Source organism: uncultured Mycobacterium sp. (assembly GCF_964249325.1).
In the GTDB taxonomy this organism is placed as follows: domain Bacteria; phylum Actinomycetota; class Actinomycetes; order Mycobacteriales; family Mycobacteriaceae; genus Mycobacterium.
On sequence record NZ_CAXUCH010000008.1, the window covers coordinates 21,696 to 24,316 of the forward strand.

The window sequence follows — 2,621 nt, forward strand, 5'->3', positions numbered from 1 at the left end:
CGCAGCCGTCCGCGCGGTGGCTCCGCAACCAAATGAAACAGTGGCAGTTTCGGCGGCGGCTGGCGGGGTGGGCAGCCTCGTCGTGCAACTATTGGTTCGCCAGAAAGCGCGAGTGCTGGGCATCGCGTCGCGAAACAGCGCCGATTGGTTGCGAGCCCACGACGTCATCCCAGTCGAATACGGCGAGGGGCTTGCCGACCGGTTGCGCGAGGCCGCACCCGATGGTATCGACGCGTTCATCGACTTATTTGGACCGCAATATGTGCAGATGCCAGTCGATTTGGGGGTAGCGCCACACCGCATCGAGACCATCATTTCGTTTCAGAAGGCAGCTGAAGTCGGTGCCAAAACCGAAGGCAGCATGGATGCCTCGACGCCGGAAGTGCTCGCGGAAATGGCTGAGCTGGTCGCCTCAGGCGCCATCGATTTCGACATTGCCGCTACCTACCCGCTAGACCAGGTCGCCGACGCTTTCGAGCAGCTCGAGCAGCGGCACACTCACGGCAAAATCGTTCTGCTGCCCAACTGACGGTTACCGCAGCGATTCTTCCAGCCACGGCGTCAGCCATTTCACACCCTCGGGTGTGAGATGCACACCGTCGCTGCGCACCTGAACCCCGTCGACCTTAGCGGTGTAGACACCGTCGGGACAGAGCTTCTTATTCAGGTCCAGCAGCGACACATTCGGGCGCTGTCCAATCGTACGGCGCACCAACGCGTTCCATTGGTCAACTCGATCCGGTTGATCTTCCGGGTAGAGCGTTCCGTCCGCTCGTTCGCCCCGCCGGCTGTAGGGCACGGTGGCCACCGATACTCGAACACCAGTGCCGCTGAGGATATCCACCGCGCGTTGTAGTTCGCCCGCGAGGTATGCGTCGAACGTTGGATCGCCGATGTGAGTCCACCGTCCCTCGTTGACCCGGTCGACCGTCTCCCAGCGCCCGATAATCAGCAGCGCGACATCCGGCCGGTCGGCGGCGACCTGCGCAGACCATCTGCTCGGCCAGTTTTCGCATTCCGGCTTCTGGTCGAGGGTTTGGCCCAGGTACCGATACGGGCCACCCCGAACCAAGCTGCAGCCGATGATCGTGTGATCGACGAAGTGGAAGCCCGGCGTGGGGGGCAGGTAGTGCATCATCGTCCAGGCGATCGAGTCGCCGAAGACCGATACGGTGAATGGACGGTTGGGATTTCGCTGTCCGATGGGATGCACAGGCACCGAAGCGAGCGGCGGTGAGGGCGAGACAGCGGCAACCGACGACACACCCGGCGGCAGGCTGCTGTCAAGTCCCGCACGCGGACCCGTCCCGACCGGGACAATCAGCAGCGTTGCCGCGACTGCGCTGCCGACGGTCGCGCCGGCCAGCGGCAACAGCGGTACGCGCATCGGGCGCCACCGCCGAATCGGCTGTTCGACCACCCACCATGACGCGCCGGCGACCGCAACCGTGACAACGCACCGAACGGCGAGCAATCGCCATCCGGACCATCCCGTCCGTTCCCCGTTGAGCGCGAGGAAGACTGGCCAATGCCACAGGTAGATCCCGTACGAGATGGCGCCCAGCCAGACCAACGGCGGACAGGCCAGCACCCGGGCCAACACTGCCCGCTGGTCCAGTGCCACAGGGGCGATCACAGCGGCGGCTGCGAGCGCCACCGCGATCAGCAATCCGTCGCGGAATTCGCGTGTACTGCCCCTCGCGTAGTGTGCGGCTGCCGCCAGTGCCGCCATGCCGAGGACCGACAGCACGCGGGTGGTCCGTCTGGCCCAGCGGTTGCGGATCATGCAGCGGCCGCGGTTCAGCGACGACCAGTCGCGAACCAGCAGCGCCGACGCCGCGGCGCCGATCAGCAATGCCTGGGCGCGGGTATCGGTGCCGAAATAGATCCGGTCGTGCGGGGCATCTGAGGAGCAGACGATCACCTCGGCGGCCGAAGCAAAAGCGCCTAGTGCGGCTATCACGAACACGATGAACCGCACGCCGGCCAGCGTCGCCCACAGCCGGTAATGCCTGGCCCACGCCGCCAGCAATACGGCCACCGCAATCAGCACCAGCGGCCACAAGAAGTAGTACTGCTCCTCGACCCCCAGCGACCAGGTGTGCTGCAGCGGCGACGGTGTCGCGCCTTGGGTGAAATAGTCCGTCTTTTGCGCGACGAATCACCAGTTGGCCATCCACACGAACGCGGCGACGGCGTCGCCGCGCAGGCCGGCGACAGCTTCTCGCGGAAGCAGGTCGCGGGCGATACCTACCGTCAGCACCATCAGCACGAGTGCGGGCAGCAGCCGCCGGGCGCGGCGAATCCAGAAGCCGGACAATCTGATACGGCCTGTGCGTCCCAGCTCGTCAAGTAGTAGCGACGTGATCAGAAATCCGCTGAGGACGAAAAATATGTCCACGCCGATGAAGCCGCCGCCCATGCCGGGGACACCGCCGTGCTCGAGGAGCACCAAAGTGACAGCTAGGGCGCGCAACCCGTCCAGCGCGGCGATACCTGAGCCCGGTCGGTGATGAGCTAGTTGCGGGACCGGCGCAACCCATCGCGGCCGTCGAGCCGCGCCGGCGACGATGCAGAGCGGAGCGATGAGGAGGAGCGGCGCTTGTGACAAGCGAACCGGC

The 2,621-nt window shown here is 65.3% G+C and carries 1 protein-coding gene and 1 pseudogene; one reads left to right on the forward strand and one right to left on the reverse strand.

Translation table 11 applies throughout. From position 1 onward, the window contains the following. Nucleotides 1–529, forward strand: a 529-nt coding sequence (locus ACFE99_RS02335) for a zinc-binding dehydrogenase (RefSeq protein WP_375482057.1), incomplete at its 5' end; no start/stop codon positions are given. A gap of 3 nt (nucleotides 530–532) precedes the next feature. On the opposite strand, the pseudogene ACFE99_RS02340 reads toward ACFE99_RS02335, so the two are convergent. Then, nucleotides 533–2,572 (reverse strand): annotated as a pseudogene (locus ACFE99_RS02340) (acyltransferase family protein). Nucleotides 2,573–2,621 lie beyond the last annotated feature (49 nt).